20 protein-coding genes are annotated in these 24,427 nt (G+C 60.9%); 7 read left to right on the top strand and 13 right to left on the bottom strand.

Annotation, left to right across the window (positions count from 1 at the left end; genetic code table 11):
- The first annotated feature begins 105 nt into the window (after positions 1-105).
- Together RF819_RS10890 and RF819_RS10885 are read left to right on the top strand one after the other, a co-directional pair.
- Positions 106-474: a hypothetical protein gene (locus RF819_RS10890; RefSeq protein WP_078365007.1), complete on the top strand. Its 369-nt coding sequence runs from the start codon at positions 106-108 to the stop codon at positions 472-474.
- Between the two features lie 82 nt (positions 475-556).
- Complete coding sequence (locus RF819_RS10885) at positions 557-1,069, top strand: DUF6803 family protein (RefSeq protein WP_143541825.1); 513 nt, start codon at positions 557-559, stop codon at positions 1,067-1,069.
- Between the two features lie 191 nt (positions 1,070-1,260).
- Here RF819_RS10885 and RF819_RS10880 read toward each other — a convergent pair whose 3' ends face one another.
- Positions 1,261-2,679 carry an aminotransferase-like domain-containing protein gene (locus tag RF819_RS10880; RefSeq protein WP_078365005.1) on the bottom strand — a complete coding sequence of 473 codons (1,419 nt, stop codon included), beginning with the start codon at positions 2,677-2,679 and terminating at the stop codon, positions 1,261-1,263.
- 74 nt (positions 2,680-2,753) lie between these two features.
- On the opposite strand from RF819_RS10880, the gene ccoG reads away from it, so the two are divergent.
- Positions 2,754-4,196, top strand: a complete 1,443-nt coding sequence (gene ccoG / locus RF819_RS10875) for a cytochrome c oxidase accessory protein CcoG (RefSeq protein WP_078365004.1) — start codon at positions 2,754-2,756, stop codon at positions 4,194-4,196.
- Here ccoG and mnmC2 read toward each other — a convergent pair.
- From mnmC2 to RF819_RS10850, 5 genes are all read right to left on the bottom strand, one after another.
- A complete protein-coding gene (gene mnmC2, locus RF819_RS10870; RefSeq protein WP_078366899.1) occupies positions 4,181-4,912 on the bottom strand; it encodes a tRNA (5-methylaminomethyl-2-thiouridine)(34)-methyltransferase MnmC2 in 732 nt (243 codons plus the stop codon). The genes ccoG and mnmC2 overlap by 16 nt on opposite strands.
- Before the next feature lie 95 nt (positions 4,913-5,007).
- On the bottom strand, positions 5,008-6,303 hold the full coding sequence (locus tag RF819_RS10865) for an O-acetylhomoserine aminocarboxypropyltransferase/cysteine synthase family protein (protein WP_078365003.1): 1,296 nt from the start codon (positions 6,301-6,303) through the stop codon (positions 5,008-5,010).
- A 65-nt stretch (positions 6,304-6,368) separates the two neighbouring features.
- Complete coding sequence (locus RF819_RS10860) at positions 6,369-7,166, bottom strand: MetQ/NlpA family ABC transporter substrate-binding protein (RefSeq protein WP_078365002.1); 798 nt, start codon at positions 7,164-7,166, stop codon at positions 6,369-6,371.
- A gap of 137 nt (positions 7,167-7,303) precedes the next feature.
- Complete coding sequence (locus RF819_RS10855; protein ID WP_078365001.1) at positions 7,304-7,969, bottom strand: methionine ABC transporter permease; 666 nt, start codon at positions 7,967-7,969, stop codon at positions 7,304-7,306.
- On the bottom strand, positions 7,962-9,008 hold the full coding sequence (locus RF819_RS10850; protein ID WP_078365000.1) for a methionine ABC transporter ATP-binding protein: 1,047 nt from the start codon (positions 9,006-9,008) through the stop codon (positions 7,962-7,964). Before RF819_RS10850 ends, RF819_RS10855 begins: the two co-directional genes overlap by 8 nt.
- A 612-nt stretch (positions 9,009-9,620) precedes the next feature.
- Here RF819_RS10850 and RF819_RS10845 point away from each other — a divergent pair.
- Together RF819_RS10845 and RF819_RS10840 are read left to right on the top strand one after the other, a co-directional pair.
- On the top strand, positions 9,621-10,589 hold the full coding sequence (locus tag RF819_RS10845) for an IS5 family transposase (protein WP_078366726.1): 969 nt from the start codon (positions 9,621-9,623) through the stop codon (positions 10,587-10,589).
- 121 nt (positions 10,590-10,710) lie between these two features.
- The gene (locus RF819_RS10840; RefSeq protein ID WP_143541675.1) at positions 10,711-13,011 is read left to right on the top strand and encodes an AAA family ATPase; all 2,301 of its coding nucleotides are present in this window, start codon (positions 10,711-10,713) and stop codon (positions 13,009-13,011) included.
- A 391-nt stretch (positions 13,012-13,402) separates the two neighbouring features.
- Here the strand turns inward: RF819_RS10840 and RF819_RS10835 are convergent, their stop codons facing one another.
- The 6 genes from RF819_RS10835 to RF819_RS10810 all read right to left on the bottom strand — a co-directional run bounded on the left by RF819_RS10835 (position 13,403) and on the right by RF819_RS10810 (position 20,566).
- On the bottom strand, positions 13,403-14,794 hold the full coding sequence (locus tag RF819_RS10835; protein WP_242473053.1) for a type II toxin-antitoxin system HipA family toxin: 1,392 nt from the start codon (positions 14,792-14,794) through the stop codon (positions 13,403-13,405).
- On the bottom strand, positions 14,791-15,090 hold the full coding sequence (locus RF819_RS10830; RefSeq protein ID WP_244899897.1) for a helix-turn-helix domain-containing protein: 300 nt from the start codon (positions 15,088-15,090) through the stop codon (positions 14,791-14,793). The genes RF819_RS10835 and RF819_RS10830 overlap by 4 nt, the downstream gene beginning before the upstream one ends.
- 260 nt (positions 15,091-15,350) lie before the next feature.
- Positions 15,351-15,794 (bottom strand): CBS domain-containing protein, encoded by a 444-nt coding sequence (locus RF819_RS10825; protein WP_078364998.1) that lies wholly within the window; start codon positions 15,792-15,794, stop codon positions 15,351-15,353.
- Between the two features lie 67 nt (positions 15,795-15,861).
- Positions 15,862-16,917, bottom strand: a complete 1,056-nt coding sequence (locus tag RF819_RS10820; protein WP_078364997.1) for a 2-oxoacid:ferredoxin oxidoreductase subunit beta — start codon at positions 16,915-16,917, stop codon at positions 15,862-15,864.
- Positions 16,914-18,728 (bottom strand): 2-oxoacid:acceptor oxidoreductase subunit alpha, encoded by a 1,815-nt coding sequence (locus RF819_RS10815; RefSeq protein ID WP_078364996.1) that lies wholly within the window; start codon positions 18,726-18,728, stop codon positions 16,914-16,916. Before RF819_RS10815 ends, RF819_RS10820 begins: the two co-directional genes overlap by 4 nt.
- On the bottom strand, positions 18,725-20,566 hold the full coding sequence (locus tag RF819_RS10810) for an FAD-dependent oxidoreductase (RefSeq protein WP_078366897.1): 1,842 nt from the start codon (positions 20,564-20,566) through the stop codon (positions 18,725-18,727). Before RF819_RS10810 ends, RF819_RS10815 begins: the two co-directional genes overlap by 4 nt.
- Positions 20,567-20,784: 218 nt before the next feature.
- Here RF819_RS10810 and RF819_RS10805 point away from each other — a divergent pair, with 218 nt between their 5' ends.
- Both RF819_RS10805 and RF819_RS10800 read left to right on the top strand, forming a co-directional pair.
- The gene (locus RF819_RS10805) at positions 20,785-21,300 is read left to right on the top strand and encodes a hemerythrin domain-containing protein (RefSeq protein WP_078364995.1); all 516 of its coding nucleotides are present in this window, start codon (positions 20,785-20,787) and stop codon (positions 21,298-21,300) included.
- Positions 21,301-21,440: 140 nt separating this feature from the next.
- Positions 21,441-23,078, top strand: a complete 1,638-nt coding sequence (locus RF819_RS10800) for an NAD-dependent malic enzyme (RefSeq protein ID WP_143541674.1) — start codon at positions 21,441-21,443, stop codon at positions 23,076-23,078.
- A gap of 45 nt (positions 23,079-23,123) precedes the next feature.
- Here the strand turns inward: RF819_RS10800 and RF819_RS10795 are convergent, their stop codons facing one another.
- Positions 23,124-24,413, bottom strand: coding sequence for an amidohydrolase family protein (locus tag RF819_RS10795; RefSeq protein ID WP_078366896.1), 1,290 nt, complete (start codon positions 24,411-24,413; stop codon positions 23,124-23,126).
- Positions 24,414-24,427 lie beyond the last annotated feature (14 nt).

Genomic DNA, 24,427 nt, shown 5'->3' with positions numbered 1-24,427 from the left:
CTTAATTTCTATTTGCTTATCTGGATTCCGACATATCAAAAGCTTGGTCGGCCGCTCTTTGGCAGCGCCCTCCTACAATGAGCGCTCCTTCTGAACACCGCCCGCATGTCGTTTTGCACCAGACTGCTGTTTGTTTTTGTCACCCTGTTTGTGCTGGTGGCGGCGTCAGCTCGGGCGTGTGAGCCAATGTCCTCGCCCAGCGTTTCTGCGGCGTCACACCACTCGGCTGCGATACCCGTGGCGGACTTGCAGGCAGTGGCTGGTTCAGCTGACACGCAGGCGCCCTGCAACACTGAAACCTCCAACTGCTCCAGTTGCACCAGCTGTGCGGTGTGTGCCTGCCTGTGTGTGGGTTTGGCCAGACCCCTGAGCAGCGTTGTGGCGATCTCAAGCGCTATGGCCCTGCCGAACTGGACGGCTGCGCCGATGGCCAGCCAAGTTGCCGCGCCCGAACTCAAACCCCCTCGCGTCTGATTCTCCTGTTCTTGCTGTGACCTCCTTGCATGCTGCAGGGTGGTCGTTTCACTCGTTCACATTTGGAGAATTCATCGTGTCTATGACGCATTACATGGAGTTGCTGGCGCAAAACCAGCCCTGGAACCTGATCCTGTTTATGGCCATCCCGGTCATCCTGGCCGAAACCGTGGCCATCACCGAGCTGTACATCCTTTTCTCTCGCCAATTCCACGGCGGCGTGCGCAAAATCAATCGCAGCGCCAGCATTGTGGGCGGTGTGTATTTTTGTGGCGTGTTTGTCTACCTGATGGCCACCGCCGTGATCCCGCTGACCACCTCGGGTGGCTGGCGTGGTGCGGCAGACGTGATTGCCGTGGGGTTTTACCTGTCGGGCATCGTGCCGCTGCTGGGCCTGGCCTTGCTTGACCTGGGGCTGATCGGCAAAGGACGCACAGAGGAGGGCAAGCTCAAGTTACACGCCACCTTTGTCGCGATCTTCCTCGTGGTGGCGCACGTGGCCATGATCTTTGGCATGCTGGATCCGTCGCTGCTGATGCAGCAGGTGGCACCCGCAGTGCATGACATGGGCAACATGCCCGGCATGAACCACTGAGCGGTCTTGGTGACAAGGGGGGTCAGCGCTTGTGCTGGCCCCCTTGCCCATCTGGCGGCGACACCGGGCAGGCAAGAAGAGGCTCAAGGTGGAACCAGCGTCGCCCTGCACGTTATGCATAATTTTGACTTCCAGCCCTTTTGCATGCTGGGCTAGTAGCTATGCCTGTTGTAGCAGAACAGGCTTGCTGCTTAACCGCTCAGCAACTCACACGCCAGCTCGCCAACCCGTTTGAGCGCGTCTTCAAAGCGCGCATCGGCGAGCTGGCCGTAGTTCAGCCGCAGGCAGTGGCAAAACCGCCGGTCAGCAGAAAACAGGTGGCCAGGCGCGATGCTGATGTGTTCGGCCAGCGCCCGGCGCTGTAACACCAGGGCATCCACCTGCGGTGGCAATTCCAGCCACAAGAAATAGCCGCCTTGCGGCCGGGTGACTCGGGTGCCAGGCGGGAAGTGCGCGGCAATCACCTTCAAGGCGACCTCCTGTTGTTGGGCCAGGCTCAGGCGCAGTTGGCGCAAGTGGCGCTCAAACTGGCCGCCTTGCAGGTAGTCTGTGATCGCCAGCTGCGAAGGAATCGCACTCGACAGCGTGGTCATCAGTTTGAGACGCTGCACCTGCCGGGCAAACCGGCCAGCGGCCACCCAGCCCACCCGATAGCCCGGCGCCAGACATTTGGAGAACGAACTGCAGTGCAACACCAAACCGTGGTGGTCGTAGGCCTTGGCGGGCGGTGGGCGGTTCAGGCCAAAGTACAGCTCGCCATAAACGTCGTCTTCAATCAGCGGCACCTGGTGCTCTGCCAACAATTGGACCAGCGCCTGTTTGCGGGGTTCGGGCATCAGGCTGCCCAGCGGGTTCTGGAAGTTCGGCATGAACCAGCAGGCTTTCACCGGGTGGGCCTGCAACACCGCCTCCAGCGAGGCCAAATCGATGCCGTCGCGCGGGTGGGTCGCCACCTCGACCGCGCGCAACTTGAGCCGCTCCAGCGCCTGCAACGCCGAATAGAACGTGGGCGACTCCACGGCCACCACATCACCGGGCTGGGTCACGGCCTGCAGGCATAAGTTCAGGGCCTCCATCGCACCGTTGGTGATCACCACCTCGTCCATGGCCAGCGTGGTGCCGTGGCTGGCATAACGCAGGCAAATCAAGCGGCGCAGGCGCTCGTTGCCCTGGGTCAGGTCTTCCACCATGCGCTCGGGCTCCAGTCGGCGCATCGCGGGTGTCAGGCAACGCGCGAGTTTGTCCAGCGGGAACAGCGCCGGGCTCGGAAAGGCCGAACCCAGCGGCACCACATCGGGCTGGCGGGTGGACTCCAGCACCTCAAACACCAGATCACTGATGTTGACCGGGGTGGCGTCAGTGCCGGGCGGAGCGGTGCTTGGCTCGGCCTGCAGCGGCTGGGCTTGTGTCTTGACGTAGTAGCCAGAACGCGCGCGCGCCTCGATCAAACCCTGCGCTTCGAGCAGGTAGTAGGCGGCAAACACCGTGGCCGGGCTGATCTGGCGGCTGGTACTGGCCTGGCGAACCGATGGCAACCGGTCACCGGGGCGCAAGGTCTGGGCCTTGATCAGCCGGGCGATGTCCTGGGCATAGTGTTCGTAACGTTTCATGGACTCAACTGATATGGTTTTTTTCTCAGAAACTGAATCTACCATTTCAGATGCGTCTGCGGCATCCTTGATGTATGTCACGAAAGACCATTCCCATCCTGCCCATTGCAAACAGCGCCACCGAGGGCGGCCTGTTTGTGATGGATGCCAAAAACAAGATTTATGTACGTGCCGTCACCGGCCGCTTTGCTGCCTGGCGCTGGGCGGCGGTGTGGCTGACCCAGCTGGTGTTTTACGGCCTGCCCTGGTTGTCCTGGAACGACCGCCAAGCGGTGTTGTTTGACCTGGGGCAGCAGCGCTTCTACTTGTTTGGCCTGGCCTTGTACCCGCAAGACCTGATTTACCTGGCGGTGTTGTTGATGCTGGCTGCCTTGCTGCTGTTTTTTGTGACGGCCGTGGCCGGGCGCATCTGGTGCGGTTTTGCCTGCCCGCAAACGGTCTACACCGAGATTTTCCTGTGGGTGGAGCAGCGCCTGGAAGGCAGCCACCACGCCCGCAAACGGCTCGATGCCATGCCCTGGACAGCTGAAAAGATGGCGCGCAAGGGCGGCAAACAAGCGGCCTGGCTGTTGATCAGCCTGTGGACCGGTTTCACCTTTGTGGGCTATTTCACCCCGATCCAGACCCTGGGCGCGACAGCTCTGGCCCTGGCCTGGACCCCGTGGGAGCTGTTCTGGGTCGGGTTTTATGGCCTGGCGACCTATGTCAATGCGGGCTATCTGCGTGAGCAGATGTGCAAACACGCCTGCCCCTACGCGCGCTTTCAGGGCGCGATGATGGACCGCGACACCCTGGTTATCGGCTACGACACAACACGTGGCGAGTCACGCGGCGCACGTTCGCGCAGCGCCGACCCCAAGGCGCTGGGCCTGGGCGACTGCGTCGACTGCACCCTGTGTGTGCAGGTCTGCCCGACCGGCATCGACATCCGCGACGGTTTACAAAGCAACTGCATTGGCTGCGCCGCCTGTATTGACGTGTGCGACGCGGTGATGGGGCAGATGAATTACCCCAAGGGCCTGATCCGTTATTCGACCCAGAACGGCCTGGCCAACGGCTGGGACCAGCCGACTTTGCGCAAGCGGGTGTTGCGCAAACGGGTGCTGATTTACGCGGCTTTGCTGTTGGCAGCGGTGCTGGCCTTTGTGAGCAGTCTCGCGCTGCGCAGCCCGATGCGCGTGGATGTGGTGCGTGACCGGGGTGTGATGGCCCGGGTGGTGAATGGGGGCGCGGTGGAAAACGTCTACCGCTTGCATGTCATGAACGCCACCGAAGAAGTACAGCGGTACCGGGTGACTGTGTTGGGTCACCCCGATTTGTCCCTGGGTGAACCGCTGGAGCTGGCATTGGGCCCGGTTGAGGCCCGCACCGTGCCCCTGAGTGTGCGCCTGCCATTCACCGACGCGAGCAGCCTGGCCGGACAGACCTTGCCGATCCAGCTGGAGGTCACGCAGCTTGGGTCAGATGAAGAGCTGGTCAAGGTGCGCGAGAAAACCACGTTTTATGTGCCGGAGTGAGGCGAGCCAATAAACACCGCCTCCAGCCGGTCCCGCTTGGGCGGCAGACCCGGGCATTTTTTGACAGAAAACCCGGCCGTCTTTAAGCCGTCACGCACGCGCCGGGCGATGGTGTAAGTGGCCAGGGTTGTTCCAGGCCGACACAACAAAGCCACCGCCTGCAGGGTGGCGGCTGACCACATGTCCGGGTTGATGCTGGGGCTGAACCCATCAAGAAACACCGCGTCAGCCACCCCATCCAGCTGCGGCAACATCTGGGCCACATCACCCACAGCCAGTGTCAACTGCACCCGGCCTTGTGAAAAATCAAAGTGATGGACGCCGGGTGACAGGTTCTGCCAGACACTGGCAAGCTCTTCAGCCAGCGGCGCAATCGGGGTGTGCAGATCCCTCAGTCCCGCCTCAGCCGCCTGCGCAGCACGGACCAAGTCGGCAGCCGCCACCGGGTAGGCCTCTACCGAGACAAAGTGCAGGTGTTTGCAGCGCTGCGGGTCGGCCAACCACGCCGCCCAGGTGGCCAGAAAGTTCTGGCCCAGGCCAAAGCCGGTTTCCAGCACGGTGAAGTGGTCCCGCCCGTGCCAGCCCTGTGGCAAACCACAGCCGCGCAAAAAAACACCCTGCGCCTGCACCAGGCCACCGGTACAGGAGTGGTATCTGTCCTGAAAACGGTGGCTGTAGGGGCAGCCGTCTGCCAGCCAATCCACCGATTCAGACATGCTTGTCACACCACACACCCGCTACGCAGGCCAGGCCGCGCCAGCACAGCCCGCCAGTGGGCTGCTGTGTCTGTTGCGGCCTGTCCTGCCGATGCTCAAACAGCGGCCAGCGCCGACTGCAGGTCGACCAGCAGGTCGTCGATGTGCTCGATACCCACCGACAGGCGCACCGCGTCTTCGGGCACACCGGCCTTGATCAGTTCTGCGGGGGACAACTGGCGGTGCGTGGTGGAGGCCGGGTGGGTGGCCAGGGACTTGGCATCGCCAATGTTGACCAGTCGAGTGAACAGGTTCAGCGCATCCAGGAACGCTGCACCTGCCTTGCGGCCTTCACCTGGCGCCGACTTGACACCAAAGGTCAGCAAGCCAGAGGCCTTGCCAGCCAGGTATTTCTGGGTCAGGGCGTAATCAGGGTGGCTGGGCAACGCGGCGTAGCTGACCCAGGCCACCTTGGCGTGGTTTTGGAGGAACTGCGCCACCTTGAGCGTGTTGTCGTTGATGCGGTCCATGCGCAAGGCCAGGGTTTCAATGCCTTGCAGTATCAGGAACGCGTTGAACGGCGACAACGCGGCACCGGTGTTGCGCAAGGGCACCACACGGGCACGGCCGATGTAGGCTGCAGCGCCCAGGGCCTCGGTGTAGACCACACCGTGGTAGCTGGCGTCGGGCTCGTTCAGGCGTTTGAAGCGGGCCTTGTGCTCAGCCCACGGGAACTTGCCCGAGTCCACAATCGCGCCGCCAATGCTGGTGCCATGACCGCCGAGGTACTTGGTGAGCGAATGCACCACGATGTCGGCGCCGTGTTCAAACGGGCGCAGCAGGTAAGGGCTGGCCACCGTGTTGTCCACAATCAGCGGCACACCATGGCGGTGGGCGATCTCGGCAATGGCGGCGATGTCGGTCACCGCACCTTGCGGGTTGCTGATGGACTCGATGAACACCGCCTTGGTCTTGTCGTCAAACAGGCCCTCGAAACTGGCCAGGTTGCGCGGGTCGGCAAAACGCGTGGTGATGCCCGAGAGTGGCAAGGTGTGGGCAAACAGGTTGTAGGTGCCGCCGTACAAGGCGCTGCTGGCAATGATGTTGTCACCGGCCTCGGCAATGGTCTGGATGGAGTAGGTCACCGCCGCCTGGCCGGACGCCAGCACCAGCGCGGCCAAACCACCTTCGAGCGCGGCCAGGCGCTGTTCCAGCACATCGTTGGTCGGGTTCATGATGCGGGTGTAGATGTTGCCCGGCACCTTCAGGTCAAACAGGTCGGCGCCATGCTGCGCGCTGTCAAAAGCGTAGGCCGCGGTCTGGTAAATCGGCACCGCCACCGCCTTGGTGGTGGGGTCAGGTGAATAACCCGCGTGGACCGATTTGGTTTCAAATTTCCAGGATTCAGACATAAGAGCTCCTTGTGTGAGAGTGGGAAGGCCGGTGTTATTTGAAAATTGTAAGAACGTGCCAGGTCTTAGAACCCGGCCAGCACCGCGCCTTTGAATTCGGTCTGGATGTACTTGCGAATCTCGTCGGAGTGGTAGGCCTTGACCAGCTTGGCCACCCAAGCTTTGTCCTTGTCTTGCTCACGCACCACAATGATGTTGACATAGGGGCTCTTGGCGCTTTCCTGGGCAATCGCGTCCTTGGCTGGATTCAGGCCAGCCGACAAGGCGAAGTTGGTGTTGATGGCCGCAGCGTCCAAGTCATCGAGCGAGCGCGCCAGTTGGGCGGCATCCAGCTCAACAAACTTCAGCTTCTTGGGGTTGTCAATCACGTCCAGCGGTGTGGCTTTCAGGCCAGCTTCGGGGCGCAGCTTGATCAGACCTTTGTCTTGCAGCACCAGCAACACGCGCCCGCCATTGGTTGGGTCATTGGGGATGCCAAACTTGGCGCCTTGCTTGAGGTCGGTCAGGTTCTTGACCTTTTTGGAGTACAGGCCAATCGGGTAGTTGACGGTGTAACCCGCGCTGACCAGCTTGTAGCCGCGGTCCTTGACCTGCTGGTCCAGATAGGGTTTGTGCTGGTAGCTGTTGGCGTCCAGGTCACCCGCAGCCAAGGCGGCATTGGGTTGCACATAGTCGCTGAACTCGACGATCTGGATCTTGAGGCCGTCTTTCTCGGCGATCTTCTTGACTTGCTCAAAAATCTGGGCGTGCGGACCGGCGGTGACACCGACCTTGATCGGTTTGTCCTGCGCCAGCAGCGGGCTGCTCAGGGTGGCGGCAACAGCCAGGGCGAAGGCAGATTGGAGAAGGGTGCGTTTTTGCATGATGGGTCCTGTGTAAGTGAAAAGAGTGGAATGACTAAGTATTTAAGAGAAATTGGCCTCTAGCCCTTATTCAATCAGGGCCAACAGCTATAAAAAACATATCTCTTGCAGCAGAGGTTGAGCAACATCGGGGCGACCTATTTGTGGCTGAGTCGCCGCACCGCCCAGTCACCCAGGCTTTGCACGGCTTGCACAAAAACAATCAACACCAGCACCACGGCCAGCATCACCTCGGGCAAAAAGCGTTGGTAACCGTAGCGGATGCCCAGGTCACCCAGGCCACCGCCGCCAATCGCACCGGCCATGGCCGAATAACCGGTCAGGCTCACCAGGGTGATGGTCAACGCCGCCACAATGCCGGGCCAAGCCTCAGGCAGCAGCACCTTGAGCACAATCTGCCGGGTGCTGGCGCCCATGGACTGGGCAGCTTCGACAAGACCGTGGTCCACCTCGTGCAAGGCGGTTTCGATCAGCCGGGCAAAAAACGGTGCGGCGGCAATCGTCAGCGGCACCACGGCGGCCATGGTGCCAATGGAGGAGCCGGTCAGCAGCCGGGTGAACGGGATGATCGCCACCAGCAAGATGATGAACGGTGTGGAGCGCACCGCGTTCACCGTGGTGCCGAGCACCCGGTTGAGCAGCGGGTTGGCCAGCACACCACGGGGCTGCGTCAAGTACAGCAAGATGCCCAGCGGCAGGCCCAGCGCCGCACCGACTGCGCCGGAGATGGCGACCATGATGATGGTCTCCCACAGCGAGGTGGCAAACAGCTCCAACAGTTGGGGGGTGAAGGTGTCAAACATGGCTCAGTTCCTTGTTGTGCACCACCACACCGGCTTCGCGCAGGTGGGCAATGGCCGCATTGAGTTGGTCGCTGGCGCCGCGTGCGTGTACCGCGAGTGAGCCAAACAGCTGGCCCTGAATGTCATCGACCTGGCCGTGCAGGATGTTGATGTCCAGCCCAAAACGGCGGATCACGTCTGAGAGCAGCGGCTTGGTCGCGTCCTCGCCCGAAAACGCCAGGCGCAACAGCTGCCCCTGGTTGCTGGGCTCGCTGCTCATCAACTGGCGTATGCGTGCGATCACGCTCTCAGGCAGCTCCTGCGGCAAGATTTCGTCGATCAGGCTGCGGGTGATGGTCTGTTGCGGGTTGGTGAACACCTCCATCACCGCGCCCTGCTCCACGATCGCCCCGGCGTCAATCACCGCCACGCGGTCCGCCACCTGTTTGATCACCTGCATCTGGTGCGTGATCAGCACAATGGTCAGGCCGAAGTCGCGGTTGATCTGGCGCAGCAGGGCCAGGATGGAGCGGGTGGTTTCGGGGTCAAGCGCCGAGGTGGCTTCGTCACACAACAGCACCTTGGGGTTGTTGGCCAGCGCACGGGCAATGCCCACGCGTTGTTTCTGGCCACCGCTGATCTGGGCCGGGTAACGGTCGCGCAGCTCGTACAGGCCCACCAGGTCCAGCAGCTCATCGACCCGGCGTTGGATCACGTCCGGGCGCTCATGAACCAGCTCCAGCGGCAGCGCCACGTTCTCGAACACGGTTCGGCTGGAGAGCAGGTTGAAATGCTGAAAGATCATGCCGACCTGGTGCCGGGCGCTGCGCAACTCGGTTTGGGACAGGGCGGTGAGGTCGGCACCGTTCACCCGCACCTTGCCCTGGGTGGGCCGGTTGAGCAGGTTGATAACGCGGATCAGCGAGCTTTTGCCCGCACCACTGCGGCCAATCACGCCAAAAATTTCACCGGCAGGCACCCGCAGGTCAATACCGCGCAGGGCGTGCACCGGCGCCGGATGGCCCGGGTAGGTGAGGTGGATGTTGTCTAGTTCAATCATGGGGGTTTGCCACAACGCAGCGCCCGTCAACATACGGGTTGGCTGCTGCGCTTGGCGGTGTAGTTCTGTGGAGTGACTTCTGACGATGGAGATCGCATGCATTACAAAATGCGGGGGTGCGATTTTGCAGGCACTCAGTCAAAACCGAAACGACTGTTTTGTCATGTCCTTATGGCTGGAAACGTATATGCAGGGTTTCATGGGCTGGCTGCAAATGTTGCATAGGATTCAGAGGGCATGTATCGACTGAAGGCTGATCTGAGTCATTCGCGGCTTGCGACTCGAACGGGCGATGCTGCCTTGACCGGGCGTTCGATGGAGCCTCTGGTGCCGACAGCGCTGGGCGTTTGTGTGAACAGCAATTCGAAGACAATGTGATGGGTCGATAGGGCACTATGCTGCAAGGCCATCCTGGGACTGCGTGAACACATCGCCTAGGAAGCGACCAAGAGAACTTCAGGGAGCATTCAGTTGTTGACGCGCATTCACCGACTGCGGAACTACCGCATCTTTCGGGACTTTTCGTGGCCTGCAGGCCTAAGGCAACACTGATCAAGTCCCCAGTTGGCCCATGACTTGCATGGTTCGTGGCATCCCAAGCAGGAGATGCAGATGAAACAACAAACTCTGGCCATGGCCGAACAACAAAGCTTTGAGACCTACCGCAAGCCCACGCGGCGCGATGAGTTCTTGAAGACCATGGAAGTCATCGTTCCCTGGGCCGCTCTGTGCGAAGTCATCGAGCCGTTTTACCCCAAGGCCGGTAATGGGCGTCCCCCCATCGGGCTTGAGCGTATGCTGCGCATCCACTTCATCCAGCACTGGTTCAACCTGGCAGACCTGGCCTGTGAAGAAGCTCTGTACGACAGCGTGAGCCTGCGTCGCTTCGTGGGCATTGACCTGGGGCGTGAATCTGTGCCGGACGCCACCACGGTGTTGAACTTTCGCAAACTCCTCAACAAGCACAAACTTGGCCAAGCCCTGTTTGCCCAAGTAGGCGCTGTCTTGCAAAGCAAGGGCTTCAAGCTCAACACCGGCACCATTGTGGACGCCACCATCATTGGTGCACCGAGTTCCACCAAGAATGCGAATAAGGCGCGCGACCCGGACATGCACCAAACCCGCAAGGGCCAACAGTGGTACTTTGGCATGAAGTTGCACATCGGTGTGGACAGCCAAAGTGGTCTGGCCCACCATGCGGTGGTCACAGCAGCCAACGTGCATGACAAACACCCACTGCCCAGTTTGTTGCATGGCAAGGAGCAACGCGTCTATGGCGACAGTGCCTACGCCAGCCAGAAGGAGCTGATCCGCAGTGCAGCACCCAAGGCCAAAGACTTCACCAACCAGCGCAGTCGCCGCTCTGGTGTGGTCGATGAAGGCATTCGCGCCAAGAACCGCAACAAATCCAAGATCCGCTCACGCGTGGAGCATGTATTTGCTGTGGTCAAGCGCCTGTGGGGCTTTGGCAAGGTGCGTTACCGTGGGTTGCAGAAGAACGCCACGCGGGCGTTTACTGCTTTGGCGCTGGCCAACATCTATCTCTGCCGACAAAGGCTGATGGCACAGGTGCGTCCATGAGGGCGCAATAGGGGGTGAATTCCCCCTGAAACAGCCTCAAAGGGGGCAAAAGCGAGCTCAGCTGGTCGCAATTTCGACAACTTCGGTTTCTCGATACCGCTGGGGCCTGCTTTGACTCTACTTGTTCAGCGTTGCCCTAAACGACTTCGGCCGGTACAACGTTATCTACGGATGGAACGGCTCGGGCAAGACAACCTTGTCCACGCTCCTGAAGCACTTGGAGAGACGGCAGGCGCTTGCGGAAGGCACTGTCGAGTATTTCTTCGGTGACAACCGAGTTCTTGGTCTGAATGTCGACGATCCTGCCGTGCCCAAGGTTCGGGTGTTCAACCGTGAGTACGTGGGGCGTGCTGTGTTCGAAACTGGTGTTGGACAGTTTCCTCCGGTCTACTATTTCGGTGAAGACAGTGCAGAGAAGCAGCGGTTGATTGCTGAGCTTGAAGCTCGGCGGGTGTCGCAACTCGAGGAGCAAGCTCGGCAAGCACAGCTGCTGAAAGGCGCCAACGACGCTCGTGAGTCGTTTGCTACGGAGAAGGCCAGGGACATTCGCACACTTCTGATGGCCGCTGGCGGGGCGTACAACAATTTCAATGCTGGCCCCTTCAAGGTTGAGATTGAGCGGTTGGCCCGCGCAGAGCTTGTGGAGGCCCGTCTCAGTGATGAGGAGCGCACGGCGCTGGTGAGGATGAAGGATAGCCGGCCGCTTCCTGCACTTGAAACAATGACGGTCCGCTTTCCTGACCTGATGCTGCTTCGAGCCAAGACCGAGGTACTGTTGCGGAAGACCGTCGTTTCGGCGGTGGTCCAGTCCTTGGCCGACGATCAGCCTGTGGCCGCTTGGGTGGGGCAGGGTCTTGGGCTTCATCGGGGAGACCGTGCCACCGAGAACTGCAGGTTTTGCGATCAACCGCTCCCGCCGCACAGACTGGAGCATCTGGAGGCGCATTTCAACGATGAGTTCGATCAGCAGCAACGAGCGATTGACGCATTGCTGCTGGAGATCGATTCCGCATCAAAGTTCAACGACTCCTTCACTCCGCCTGCACGCGAGGCACTCTACGAAACGCTTCAACCCGACTACCTGAACGCGCTCAAGTCGTTGCGAACACAAGCCAGTACGCTTGTCGGCGCGTTAAGCGCACTGAAGTCGGCCCTGGAAAGTAAGCGCGAGCAGCCCTTCAAGAGCATCGAGCTCGATAGCTTGCTAAAACAGGTCATAAACAGTGGGACTAGCGGTCTCGGCGCCGTCATTCTTGGGGTGCTCGCCTTTGCTGCGGAAAGTGCCCAGTTTGTTGCGTCCTTCGAAGGAACAAAAGCACTCGGAGCACTAAACGATCAGATCAAGAAGCACAACGAGTTGACAACCTCGCATGACGCGAAGGTGAGGGCAGCGCGCGACCGTCTGGCCCGTGACGGAATGGTCGGCGTGTTGGATCAATGGCGAGAAAGGTGTGCAGCAGTGGAACAGGCGACGGCGGCACATGATGCTGCGCGCGATGCTGCAGCAAGCTTAGGCCAAGAGATCCAGAAGCTTGAGCGGGAGGTTCGACAGCATGCACTGCCAGCAGAGGAACTCACGAGTGAGGTGGCCGCTTATCTCGGCCGCGAGGAACTTGAGTTCGTGCCTGAACACAACGGCTACACCGTCGTGCGTGGCGGGCGCCCCGCGAACAACCTAAGTGATGGTGAGCGTACGGCGGTCGCGTTCCTCTACTTTTTGAAGTCACTAGAGGGGACGGACTTTGACTTGGCGGACGGCATCGTGGTGATCGACGATCCGGTGTCCAGCCTGGACGCCAACTCTCTCTTTAGTGCCTTCGGTTTTTTGAAGTCCCGAGCAGCGAACGCCAAGCAGCTGTTCATCCTGACTCACAACTTCAGCTTCTTCCGCCAGGTGCGTGACTGGTTTGACGCACTGAACGTAGCTGCGAAGAGACTGAGACCGAGGACGGAGCCTCCCGCACGTTTCTTCATGCTGCATGCAACCAGCTATGAAGGACAACGGGCTGCCAAGCTGGGGAACATGGATCCCTTCTTGACCAAGTTTGAGTCCGAGTATCACTACCTCTTCAAGAAAATCTACGAGGCCTCAAGGCTAGAGCAGGGACAAGGGTTGGAGGAACACTACGGATTGCCGAACATGGCCCGTCGCCTGCTAGAAAGCTATTTGGCGTACCGAGTCCCGGGCCGTTCAGGAGACTTACGCGGAAAGCTATGCGAGATTGATGGGGACGATGCTTCCAAGGCTCGTGTGCTGAGGTTCCTGCACACATACTCGCACGGGGACGTCGTGGCGCAACCCGACCACGATCCCACCATCTTGTTGGAAACACCTGCGGTTCTGCGCGACCTACTTGAACTGCTCCGTCGAGACGATCAACGCCACTACGACCAAATGGTGGAGCTTGCCCTCAGGGCCTAATGGATCGCCTCGTGCAGGGCATTTGTGCCAGTGTCAACGCTCCACTAGTTCCCAGGCAGAGCAATTGTTCAAGCGGGTGGATCAGGGGCATTTCAAGGCCTCACGGGGTAAAAACTGTTCAAAAACCCCGCCATTTTTATACACGTCACAGTGCATATGTATAGAAACCGCGCTTTTCTATACACGTCGCAAGATCAAATCTCATAACCCAGCCCTGCCAGGTTCTCAAGCAGCGTCTTGCTTTCATACGCGGTGCGAAACAGCCCCTGGCGTTGCAGCTCAGGGATCACCAGGTCCCCACAATCGTCCCGTAGGTGCCTGCGCTTACCGAACACGCTAACTGGGTTTGCGCGCTATATGGCGATTGAGTGGCAGCGACAAACCAGCATAGTCAAGATGGCCGCACTGGCTTTGCCCTGCGCTTGGTCGCCAACAACGGCGACTCGCCATACCTGGGCGCTGCAAACTTTTGCGGTGGCGTGGGTTCTGTAACGCCTGTCTCTGTGGTCAGTGCCCTGATGTCAGGCACCGCCATGCTGATGCGCTGATTCAGGCGGTTCAGCCCCTCGTTCCAGTGCCACAGCATGCGTGCGCCCACCGGGTCGAAACCGGGGGTGTGCTTCATGTGCTGGATGACCTCAGGAATGATGGATGCCACCGCCGTGCTGACCCGTTCAATGAGTTCACGCTGGCGGGGTGGATCGATGCCCAGAAAAACTTGCAACAGTCGCCAGACCGGCTTCATGTTGTCCCAGCTCTTGCGCCCATCGATGTACATGCCCGGCGGGTTGTCGGCGTAGCTGTCATAGGCCAGGATCGTCAGCATGTCGTAGATGGGGGCCACACGCACGTCGTCATAGCCGGCATACAAAAACGCCAGGTTCTTGGTATGGCAATCGGCGTTGCCCAGGGCGTAGGTGAGCAGCAGCGTGACGGCCAACTGCTCGTAGGACGCGCGCAAGCCCGTTGCAGGAACGAAGTCACGCACCAGGCGGGCTGTGCGTTCCCAGGTGGCGTTGTATTTTTGATCCGCGTTCAGTCCGAGCAGGCTGCAAAAATCTTCAAACCCCAGCCGCTGGCCGCTGACGGGGTCGATGTCAAAGCGCTCCACCACCAGGATTTGGCCGTCATCTGAGACCACCGTTTGGGCCACGGCAAATCCGGTGGCTCTGGCGGCTGTCATACACAGATGTTCGTTGAGGCCAATGAACGGTTGTTTGTCCGAGCTGGCTTTGACGATGTGCCGCTCGGTAGAAACCGTGCCTTTGCGAAACAGCGCTTGCGTTTCGGGGGTCAGAAATTTGGGAACCACACCAGACACGCCAGAGGCGGCGTATTGGCTCATCAGGCCCATGAACACCTCGCGGGAGGCGCTGCCATGCAAAAGGCCGTCAAGCTCATTGGCGGCCAACTGTGGCTGGGGGCTATTGCCAGCGCTGACCTGCACACGGCCAATCATGTTGTGCCCGACCACAGACAGCAGATCCATCGGGCTGGCACCCAAATGCGGCCCCAGTTGCTCTTTTAAGACGGACAGCAAAAAGCCCTCGGGCAGGCTCACCTGAAAGAAGGGGTGCAGGCTGGGCCATTCCCAACTGGGAGACTGCACCGGCATGAGCAGCGACACAAAATCCTCTGGGCGGGTGCCGTTGAGGTAGGTCAGATAGTGCTCAAAGCCTGACGGGCTTTGCAGCACCGCAACGTGTTTGCCGTTGACAAAGACGTTCAGCCCGGCCTGGCCGATGGTCATGGGTGATGCGTTAAGGGCAGCGCTGTTGATCATGCTTGGCCACTGTTCACAGCAGATGTGCTCTGACGGCGTTCTTGGAGTAACTCGTTCAAGTTGGGCCGCCGGGTGGCGGGAACAAACGACATCTGCATGCCCAACACCTCCAGCAGCCGCAAGAGTTTGGTGGTGGACAGATCGCTGGCGCGGCCTCGCTCAAAGCGGGAAAGCGTTTCCTGCCGCAGCCCGGCAGCGGCGGCGACTTCAGATTGGGTTTTGCCAGCGGCTTTGCGCAGCTGCTGGCAGCGTTCACCTGCATCCTGGAGGGTGAGCAATGAGTTTGCGTTTGGCATCATAAAGTGTCCTAGATGCCAAAGAGTTTGATCTCAAACGCATATTCAGTCAATCCACAATATGTGTTTCACATCATAAATCGACAAAATTCCTGATAAATATGATGTGTAACACATAATTTAACCCACAAAACCATCGCCACCCAGATCAAGCAGGGGCAACGTGTTCCATCGGCAAAGTGCTCCTTGTCCGCTTTGGCCCAGCCACCAAAGGCCTGGTCAACTTTGATGCAATGAGGCAGATTCTGGGAGGCAAGCGCTCAACCCAGGGCGTCGTTGACCTGTTCGTTGAACTCAGCCAGGTTGACGGCGGCGTGGACCTCGCGCGGCAGCGCGTCGCGCAGGCAGAACACACCCAGGATCTTGTGGCTGTCGGTGCTGACCACCGGCAGGTGCCTAAAACCACGCTCGATCATCATCAGCACCGCGTCGGCCACCTTGGTTTCGGGGTTGACGCAGTGTGGGCTGCGGGTCATGACCTCGGCCACGGTGGTGCGGCTCGGGTCGACGGTCTTGGCCAGCACGCGGTTGATCATGTCGCGTTCAGTCACGATGCCCAGCATGGTCTTGTTGGTGTCAATCACCAGCACACTGCTGCTGTTGGTGCGCATCATCACGCAGGCCGCCGCATGTACCGTGGCCGTGGGCAAAACACTGATGACGTGGCGTTGCGCCATCGATTGGGAAACAGTGCGTTCGGGCATGGTGAGGGCTCCTTGTGACGGCTGGATGGGTGGGATGTTGAAGAGGCTGGAATGTGGGAGTAAATGTTTAACGCAGTGCGGCGTTGATCTTGTCGAGCGCTTTCTGGCCCGGGTTGAGCTGGGCCGCGTTCAGGGTGTTGAGAGGCTGGGCCGTGGTGTTGAGGGCGGTGTGTAAATCGGTGGCCAGCGGGTCAATGTAGAGCAGGCCGGTCAGGATCTCGCCCAGGGCTGCATGGGTCTGCATGTAGCTCATGGCGGCGTACCGGTCGGTGGGGTCGTAGTCGGTATGCAACTTGCGCAGGCGCAGCAGGCTGCCGTCGTGTTGTTCCACCTCCACCAGTGCGCCGGGTGGGTAGTCGGTGGTGATTTCCTGGCCGGGCTCCATGAAGTCAATGCGGCTCACGGCCTCGTTGTGCTGGCGAACATAGTCGTAACTCTTGGTGCTGCCGCTGTGGTTGTTGAAGGTGACGCAAGGGCTGATGACGTCGATGAAAGCCGCGCCACCGTGTTCCATGGCGCCTTTGATCAGCGGCACCAGCTGCGCCTTATCACCCGAGAAGCTGCGTGCCACATAGGTGGCACCCAGCTGCAGGGCAATGCCCACCAGGTCCACCGGGCTTTCGCTGTTGACAACACCCTTCTTGCTCTTGGAACCCCGATCGGCGGTGGCCGAGAACTGGCCCTTGGTCAGGCCGTAGACACCATTGTTTTCAACGATGTAGGCCATGCGTACACCACGGCGCATGGCATTGGCAAACTGCCCCAGGCCAATGGAGGCGGAGTCACCGTCACCCGAGACCCCCAGGTACAACAACTCGCGGTTGGCCAAGTTGGCGCCGGTGAGCACACTGGGCATGCGCCCATGCACCGTGTTGAAGCCGTGTGAGGCGCCCAGAAAGTAGTCCGGCGTTTTGGAGCTGCAGCCAATGCCCGAGAGTTTGGCGACGCGGTGGGGCTCGATGTTGAGGTCCCAGCAGGCCTGGATGATGGCCGCCGAGATCGAATCGTGGCCACAACCAGCGCAGAGTGTCGAGATGCGGCCCTCGTAGTCACGCCGGGTGTAGCCGACCTGGTTGGTGTGCAGCGTGGGGTGATGCAGCCTGGGTTTGGCGATGAAGGTCATACAAGCTCCTTGGCCACGCTGTCGTGGATGGTCCGGATGATGAAGCGTGCGGTGATCGGTGTGCCGTCGTAATGCAGCACCCGGACCAGCTTGGCCGGGTTGATTTCCAGCTCGTTGATCAGCAGCGTGCGCATCTGGCCGTCACGGTTCTGTTCGGCCACAAACACCTTGTCATGGGCCGCAATGAACTCGGAGACCGAGTCCGGGAACGGAAACGCGCACAGGCGCATGGCGTCCACGTAGACACCATTGCGCTCCAGCACGTCCAGCGCTTCGCGCATCGCGGGGCTGGTGGAGCCGTAGTAGATGACACCCAACCGGGTGGGCTGTTGCGCTGGTCGAAACACCGGCTGCGGCACCAGCGTGGCCGCCGTGATGAACTTGCGCAGCAGGCGCTCCATGTTGTAGATGTAGTCGGGGCCGGCTTCCGAGTACATGGCCTGCGGGTTGCGTGAGGTACCGCGCGTGAAAAAAGCGCCCTTGCTTGGGTGGGTGCCAGGCAGGGTGCGCCAGGGGATGCCGTCGCCATCCACATCGCGGTAGCGGCCAAAAGGTTTGCCCGCTTCGAGCTCTTCGGCGGTCATGATCTTGCCGCGGTCATAAGCCTGGGCGTCGTCCCAGACGAAGGGTTTGCACAGGCGCTGGTTCATGCCAATGTCCAGGTCGGACATGACAAAAATGGGGGTTTGCAGGCGCTCGGCCAGGTCCAGCGCGGCCGCGCTGTGGGTGAAACACTCGTGCGGGTCCTGCGGGAACAACAACACGTGTTTGGTGTCGCCATGAGAGGCGTAGGCACAGCTCAGCAGGTCGGACTGCTGGGTGCGCGTAGGCATGCCGGTGCTGGGGCCACCGCGTTGTACGTTGATGATGGTCACCGGGATCTCGGCAAAGTAGGCCAGGCCAATGAACTCGGTCATCAACGACACACCGGGGCCCGAGGTGGCGGTAAAAGCCCGTGCGCCGTTCCAGCCAGCGCCCACCACCATGCCAATCGAGGCCAGCTCGTCCTCGGCCTGCACGATGGCAAATTTGTGCTGGCCGGTCGCCGGGTCGACCCGGAACTTGCTGCAGTACTTCTGGAACGCCTCGGGCACCGAGGTGGACGGTGTGATCGGGTACCAGGCGGCCACGGTGGCACCGCCGTACACCAGGCCCAGCCCGGCGGCGCTGTTGCCGTCGGTGAAGATCTGGTCGCCCACGTTGTCAGCGCGTTGCACCCGGATGCCCAGCGGCGCCTGCAGGTGTTCTTTGACGTAGTTGCGACCCAAGTGCAGGGCCTGCACATTGGATTCGAGCAGGCGTTCCTTGCCTTTGTACTGTTCGGCAAAAAGTGTCTCGAAGACTTGGGCTTCCACATCCAGCAGCACCGAGAGGGCACCCACGTAGATGATGTTCTTGAACAGCTGGCGCTGGCGCGGCTCGCTGTAGGCCGCGTTGGCGATGTCGGTCAGCGGCACGCCAATGGTGTGGACATCGTCGCGGAATTTGCTGGCGGGCAGGGGGCGGGTGCTGTCGTAAAACAGGTAACCGCCGGTCTCGACCTCAGCCACATCGGCGTCCCAGGTCTGCGGGTTCATGGCGACCATCATGTCGACGCCACCACGGCGGCCGTGGTAACCCTTTTCACAGACGCGGGCCTCGTACCAGGTCGGCATGCCCTGGATGTTGCTCGGGAAGATGTTGCGCGGGCTCACCGGCACACCCATGCGCATCACCGCCTTGGCAAACAACTCGTTGGCCGAAGCCGAACCCGAGCCGTTGACGTTGGCAAACTTGATGACGAAGTCGTTGATGGCTTCAATACGTTTCATGCTGTTTCCTTGGCGGCGCTGGTCGAGGGCTTTGGCTTGCTGTCTCGACAGTGCGGCCCCGCTTGGGTGGTGTTGAGCAAAAACTTCTGCATATCCCAGGCCCCGGTAGGACAACGTTCGGCGCACAGGCCGCAGTGCAGGCAGACGTCTTCGTCCTTGACCAAAATGCGCCCGGTCTTGAGTTCGGCCGACACATACATCGCCTGAGCGGTGTGTTGTGCCGGGGCCTTGAGCCGGGTGCGTAATTCGGCTTCGTCGCCGTTGGTCGTGAAGCTGATGCAGTCCATCGGGCAGATGTCCATACAGGCGTCGCACTCGATGCAGGTGCCCCGGTTGAACACCGTCTGGACGTCGCAATTCAGGCAGCGGCTGGCTTCCTTGAAGGCGGTGGCTGCATCAAAACCCAGCTCCACCTCCAGTTTGATGCTGGACAGGGCCACGTCGGCCTTGGCCCAGGGCACGGCAAAACGTGTGTCATTGGACACATCGTTGTGGTAACTCCACTCGTGGATGCCCATTTTTTGCGACAACAGATGGGTTCGGGGTGGTGGACGGTGTGTCACGTCCTCGCCGTTGAGCAGCCGGTCAATCGACACCGCTGCCTCGTGCCCGTGGGCCACGGCGGTGATGATGTTCTTGGGGCCATAGGCCGCGTCACCGCCAAAAAACACCTTGGGCAGGGTCGACTGAAAGGTGCCTTCACCGAGCACCGGCAAACCCCATGTGTCAAAAGCGATGCCGCAGTCGGGCTCGATCCAGGGGAAGGCGTTTTCCTGGCCAATGGCCACCAGCACGGTGTCACATTCCAGCAGCACATCGGGCTCACCGGTGGGGATCAGGCTGCGCCGACCTTTGGCGTCGTACTCGGCACGCACGATCTCAAAGGTCATGCCCGTCAGCTTGCCATTCAGGTGCTCCACCGACTTGGGCACGTGGTAGTTCAGGATCGGGATGCCCTCGTGTTGCGCATCTTCCTTTTCCCAGGGCGAGGCTTTCATCTCCTCAAAGCCACTGCGCACCACCACCTTGACATCCTTGCCACCCAGGCGTCGCGCCGAGCGGCAACAGTCCATCGCGGTGTTGCCACCGCCCAGCACAATCACGCGTTCGCCCACGCTTGTGATGTGGCCAAACGAGACATTGGCCAGCCACTCGATGCCGATGTGGATATGGGCGGCGGCGTCCTGGCGGCCCGGCACATCAAGTTCGCGCCCGCGCGGTGCACCACAGCCGACAAAGACCGCGTCAAAGTTCTGCGCCAGCAAGGCCCGCATCGAGCTGACGCGTTCCCCGCCACGAAACCTCACGCCCATGTTCAGGATGTAGCCGGTTTCCTCGTCAATCACCGACTCGGGCAGACGAAAACGCGGGATTTGCGAGCGCATGAAACCACCGGCCTTGGCTTCGCTGTCAAACACGGTGACCTCGTAACCCAGCGGCGCCAGATCACGCGCCACCGTCAGTGATGACGGCCCGGCACCCACGCAGGCGATGCGTTTGCCGTTGAACGGTGCAATGGTCGGCATGCGCGCCGAAACATCGTCCTTGTGGTCGGCGGCTACCCGTTTGAGCCGACAGATGGCCACCGGCTCGGCTTGGGTGCGGTTGTTTTCCTCGACTCGACCCCGGCGGCAGGCGGGCTCGCACGGGCGATCACAGGTGCGGCCCAGAATGCCCGGAAACACGTTGGACACCCAGTTGACCATGTAGGCGTCGCTGTAGCGGCCCTGGCCAATCAGTCGGATGTATTCGGGTACCGGGGTGTGGGCCGGACAGGCCCATTGGCAATCCACGACCTTGTGGAAATAGGCCGGGTTGGAGGTGTTGGTGGCTTGCAAAGTTGTCTCCTTGCCCTGTCTGCGGGTGGGACCCCGGTCACAGGTGAGCGCATGGTACGCCAAGGTTTTTTCTGTGCTCAGACCATGTTGGGCAATCTGAAGCGACCCTGATCTAGATCAAATGACAATGGGGCGGTAAATCAGCGAAACTCAAAGCGTCGTTGCACCTACAGTCGCGTTGACCGAATCAACGATGATTTCTTTTTCAGGAGTGAGTGATGAAGCCAGTTCCCCAAGCCGATCGTTTTCAAGCGCTGGATGACTGCCACCAGCAAATCCACGAACATCTGGCCCAGTTGACCAGTGTTCTGGAACAAATTCAGGCGGGTGCGGACGAGGCACAGTACCGCGAGCCAGTGCGGGTGATCGAGGCCTTTTTCTCGGCCACAGCGCGCCAGCACCATGCCGACGAAGAGAAGAATATTTTCCCCAAACTGCTGGCCAGCGACAACGCCGAGCTGGTGCAGGCGGTACGCACGCTGCAACAGGACCACGGCTGGATCGAACAAAACTGGCTGGAGCTGGCCCCCATGTTGCGCGCCATTGCCAACGGTGAAGACTGGGTCGACATGGCCGAGTTGCAGCACAACGTCGAGGTGTTTCTGGCGCTGTTGCACGACCACATCGTGCTCGAAGAAACCCTGATCTACCCGGAAGCCAAAGGCCAGTTTGCCGATGAACTGGCGGCCCGTGAGAAACGCCTGGCCGAACAACCGGACTTGTACAACAAATAACACGCTAGCCCTTATTTAAAAAGGGCTAATAGCTACTTTTAATGTAGCAAATTCATCAGCCTGCCGCGCCGCGGCAGGCACACCATGCACCGGCCATGAGTGCTTCATGGCACCGACAAAACTATCCGAGGATGTCACCCATGAAGATCAGCCCCAGCACCATTGCACATGGCATGGCCTTGCTGCAAGACCCCCTGCTCAACAAAGGCACCGCCTTCACCGAGGTCGAGCGTGATGCGCTGGGCCTGCGTGGCCTGCTGCCACCACACGTACAAACCCAGGAGGAGCAGGTCGCCCGCTTTCTGGTCAACATGCGCCGCCTGCCCAACCCGCTGGACAAGTTCATTGCGCTGAGCGGCCTGCATGACCGCAACGAGGGACTGTTCTTCCGCGTGGTGTGTGACAACCTCGACGAGATCATGCCGCTGATCTACACCCCCACGGTGGGGCTGGCGTGCCAGCGTTTTGGCCACATTTTCCAGCGCCATCGGGGCCTGTTCATCAGCATCCATGACCGCGGTCGCATCAGCGAGATCCTGCGCAACTGGCCGCACAAGGCAAGCATCATTGTGGTCACCGACGGTGAACGCATTCTGGGCCTGGGTGACTTGGGCGCCAACGGCATGGGCATCCCGGTGGGCAAACTCTCGCTCTACACCGCTTGCGCGGGTGTGGACCCGGCGATCTGCCTGCCAATCACGCTTGATGTCGGCACCAACAACGAAGAGCTGCTGGCCGACCCGTATTACGTGGGCCTGCGCCGCCACCGGGTGACCGGTGAGATCTACGACGACTTTGTCGACGAGTTCATCAATGCCGCGCGCCAGGTCTTCCCGAACGTGATCATCCAGTTTGAGGACTTTGCCAACCACAACGCCTTTCGCCTGCTGGAGCAGTACCGCAACCAGATCTGCACCTTCAACGACGACATCCAGGGCACGGCCGCCGTGGCGCTGGCGGCCATGTTGTCGGCGCTGCAGGTCAAGGGCACCCAGCTGGCTGACGAGACTTTCCTGTTCCTCGGTGCCGGTGAAGCCGCTACTGGTATTGCGGACCTGCTGGTCGCGGCCATGGTGGCGCAAGGCCTGACGCCCGAGCTGGCACGCCAGCGCTGCTGGCTGGTGGACTCCAAAGGCCTGGTGGTGCAGTCACGCAGTGGCCTGGCCGCGCAAAAGCAGCCCTATGCCCACGCGCATGCCGAGGTCGACAGTTTCCTGGCGGCGGTGCAGGCGCTGCGGCCTACCGCCATCATTGGGGTGGCGGCCGTCGGTGGCGCCTTCAACACCGAGGTGTTGCAGACCATGGCCGAGATCAACCCGCAGCCGATTGTGTTTGCCCTGTCCAACCCCACCTCCAAAGCCGAATGCACCGCCGAGGAGGCCTACACCGCCACCCAGGGGCGCGCCCTGTTCGCCTGCGGCAGCCCGTTTGACCCGGTGGTCTACCAGGGCAACACCCTGGTGCCGCGCCAGGGCAACAACGCCTACATCTTTCCGGGCCTGGGCCTGGGCGCCATCAGCTGCGGGGCCAAACACATCACCGACGAGATGTTCCTGGCAGCGGCCCACACCCTGGCGGCATCGGTCACGCCAGAGGATCTGGCGCAAGGCAGCCTGTTGCCACCGCTGACCCGTGTGCGGGAGGTCTCGGTGCAGATTGCGGTAGCGGTGGCCGAGGTGATTTTCGAGCAGGGCCTGGCGTCCAAGTCGCGGCCGGAAGACCTGCCAGCGTTGGTGCGAGCCCACGTGTACGACCCGCGCTACGTCTCTTACGTTTGAGAAACCCACCCCGGCAGTGCCGGGGTGGTGAGCCAAGACCCGGTGTCAGTCGAAACCGGGGGTGTCAGGCATCCAGCGGGTTTGCCCAGGCCGACCGGGCAGATGCAGCTGGGCGACCGTGGCCGGCGTCTGAGCCAGCAGTTTGCCGCGTTTGAACACCTGCAGCCGCGTGGCGCGCAGGCGCAGCGCCTCGACCGGGTCACGCGCTTGTAACAGCACAAAATCGGCGTGGCAGCCGACCTCCAGCCCATAGTGTTCCAGGCCCAGAACCCGTGCCGCATTCACCGTGACCGCTTCAAAACACTGGCGCATCGCGGCCTGGCTGGTCATTTGCGCCACATGCAAGCCCATGTGGGCGACTTCGAGCATGTCGCCACTACCCAAGCTGTACCAGGGGTCCATCACACAGTCGTGGCCAAACGCGACGTTGATGCCTGCGTCCAATAACTCGGGCACACGGGTCATCCCTCGGCGTTTGGGGTAGCTGTCGTGGCGACCCTGCAGAGTGATGTTGATCAGCGGGTTGGCCACCGCGTGCAGCTGCGCCTCGGCCATCAAAGCCATCAGTTTGGACACGTAGTAGTTGTCCATGCTGTGCATCGAGGTCAGGTGCGAGCCGGTGACCCGGCCGTGCAGGCCCAGGCGCTGGGTCTCGAAGGCCAGGGTTTCGACATGGCGCGAGAGCGGGTCGTCCGACTCGTCGCAGTGCATGTCGACCCGCAGGCCACGCTCGGCAGCCAGTTCACACAGCAGTTTGACGCTCTGGGTGCCCTGCTCATATGTGCGCTCAAAGTGGGGAATGCCACCCACCACATCCACACCTTTGTCCAGCGCACGCTGGAGGTTGGCCAGGGCACCGGGCGCACGCAGCGCACCGTCTTGCGGGAAGGCCACCAACTGCAGGTCGATGTACGGAGCAACCTGTTTTTTGACCGCCAGCAACGCGTCCACCGCCAGCAGGCGGTCGTCACACACGTCGACGTGGGTGCGGATCGCCAGCAAGCCCTTGGCCACCGCCCAATCGCAGTAGGCCAGGGCGCGCTCGATCAGGGCCTCTTGCGTGAGCAGCGGTTTGAGTTCACCCCATAACGCGATGCCCTCCAACAGCGTGCCACTCTGGTTGACCCGTGGCAGACCGTAGCTCAGGGTGGCGTCCATGTGGAAGTGGGCATCGACAAACGGTGGGCTCAGCAGCTGGCCCTGGGCGTCCACGCTGTGGTGCGCCGGGGCCAACAGGCCAGCGGCCACCTCGACAATGTGACCATCTTGCACAGCCACCGACATGTGCTGGCGCCCATCGGGCAAGCTGGCGTTGTGGATCAACAGGTCAAGCATGGGCATGGTTCACT

This window comes from Rhodoferax fermentans (assembly GCF_002017865.1).
GTDB lineage: Bacteria > Pseudomonadota > Gammaproteobacteria > Burkholderiales > Burkholderiaceae_C > Rhodoferax > Rhodoferax fermentans.
Note: the sequence above shows the minus strand (reverse complement) of the source record. Positions and strands in the feature narration are given on the sequence as shown.

Excerpts from the sequence above, each read along its gene's own strand:
- RF819_RS10890 (WP_078365007.1), top strand. The coding sequence starts at position 106 with ATGTCGTTTTGCACCAGACTGCTGTTTGTTTTTGTCACCCTGTTTGTG.
- RF819_RS10885 (WP_143541825.1), top strand. The coding sequence starts at position 557 with ATGACGCATTACATGGAGTTGCTGGCGCAAAACCAGCCCTGGAACCTG.
- RF819_RS10880 (WP_078365005.1), bottom strand. The coding sequence starts at position 2,679 with ATGAAACGTTACGAACACTATGCCCAGGACATCGCCCGGCTGATCAAG.
- ccoG (WP_078365004.1), top strand. The coding sequence starts at position 2,754 with ATGTCACGAAAGACCATTCCCATCCTGCCCATTGCAAACAGCGCCACC.
- mnmC2 (WP_078366899.1), bottom strand. The coding sequence starts at position 4,912 with ATGTCTGAATCGGTGGATTGGCTGGCAGACGGCTGCCCCTACAGCCAC.
- RF819_RS10865 (WP_078365003.1), bottom strand. The coding sequence starts at position 6,303 with ATGTCTGAATCCTGGAAATTTGAAACCAAATCGGTCCACGCGGGTTAT.
- RF819_RS10860 (WP_078365002.1), bottom strand. The coding sequence starts at position 7,166 with ATGCAAAAACGCACCCTTCTCCAATCTGCCTTCGCCCTGGCTGTTGCC.
- RF819_RS10855 (WP_078365001.1), bottom strand. The coding sequence starts at position 7,969 with ATGTTTGACACCTTCACCCCCCAACTGTTGGAGCTGTTTGCCACCTCG.
- RF819_RS10850 (WP_078365000.1), bottom strand. The coding sequence starts at position 9,008 with ATGATTGAACTAGACAACATCCACCTCACCTACCCGGGCCATCCGGCG.
- RF819_RS10845 (WP_078366726.1), top strand. The coding sequence starts at position 9,621 with ATGAAACAACAAACTCTGGCCATGGCCGAACAACAAAGCTTTGAGACC.
- RF819_RS10835 (WP_242473053.1), bottom strand. The coding sequence starts at position 14,794 with ATGATCAACAGCGCTGCCCTTAACGCATCACCCATGACCATCGGCCAG.
- RF819_RS10830 (WP_244899897.1), bottom strand. The coding sequence starts at position 15,090 with ATGCCAAACGCAAACTCATTGCTCACCCTCCAGGATGCAGGTGAACGC.
- RF819_RS10825 (WP_078364998.1), bottom strand. The coding sequence starts at position 15,794 with ATGCCCGAACGCACTGTTTCCCAATCGATGGCGCAACGCCACGTCATC.
- RF819_RS10820 (WP_078364997.1), bottom strand. The coding sequence starts at position 16,917 with ATGACCTTCATCGCCAAACCCAGGCTGCATCACCCCACGCTGCACACC.
- RF819_RS10815 (WP_078364996.1), bottom strand. The coding sequence starts at position 18,728 with ATGAAACGTATTGAAGCCATCAACGACTTCGTCATCAAGTTTGCCAAC.
- RF819_RS10805 (WP_078364995.1), top strand. The coding sequence starts at position 20,785 with ATGAAGCCAGTTCCCCAAGCCGATCGTTTTCAAGCGCTGGATGACTGC.
- RF819_RS10800 (WP_143541674.1), top strand. The coding sequence starts at position 21,441 with ATGAAGATCAGCCCCAGCACCATTGCACATGGCATGGCCTTGCTGCAA.
- RF819_RS10795 (WP_078366896.1), bottom strand. The coding sequence starts at position 24,413 with ATGCTTGACCTGTTGATCCACAACGCCAGCTTGCCCGATGGGCGCCAG.